The 582-nt window shown below is 43.8% G+C and carries 1 pseudogene; it reads left to right on the top strand.

The annotated features are described in order from the left end of the window. Nucleotides 1-72: 72 nt before the first annotated feature. Nucleotides 73-324: pseudogene (locus PSI14_RS20015) on the top strand (ISKra4 family transposase); the annotation flags it as partial. Nucleotides 325-582 lie beyond the last annotated feature (258 nt).

Genomic DNA, 582 nt, shown 5'->3' with positions numbered 1-582 from the left:
TTAGATCATGTCATTACTTGTTATTCAATAGGTATTTGAAAAGTATGCTCGCGCCCTGAGTATCATGCCCAAATAGCGGTGGCTGATAAATCAGGTCACAGCCATACTGAGACACTATTCACGATAGAAAAACAGAATAATACCCCCAATGATACTGGGCTTTCCCTGCCTGAATCCAAATTGTTTTTGAACGCTATCCAGCAATCGGTGATCCAGAAACAGGCGGCTGAATACCTGAGTGAACGTCGCGCTTGTCCTCATTGTCAACGAAATCGACGGGTAAAAGGCAAACAGACAATCCTGTATCGAACCTTGTTTGACATTGATGCCCTTCTAAGTGTCAAGTTGTTATTTGCCTGCTGTTGATCTGCCGATTTTGGTTACGCAATAAGGTAAATATCTCTCTGGATATATAGCGCTTTAAGCAACGGATGGTGTAGTGGTCAAGAACTACCGGACACATTTCTGGCCTCTTCCCACTGTCTTTCATATTCAGCCGGGGAAATTCCTCCATTAAAACTATGGGGACGGGTGTAATTATAATACCCGCCCAAATAGCAGGTGATATCCCGGATTGCCTCA

It is taken from the genome of Xenorhabdus anantnagensis, assembly GCF_028598555.1.
Classification (GTDB): domain Bacteria; phylum Pseudomonadota; class Gammaproteobacteria; order Enterobacterales; family Enterobacteriaceae; genus Xenorhabdus; species Xenorhabdus anantnagensis.
Note: the sequence above shows the minus strand (reverse complement) of the source record. Positions and strands in the feature narration are given on the sequence as shown.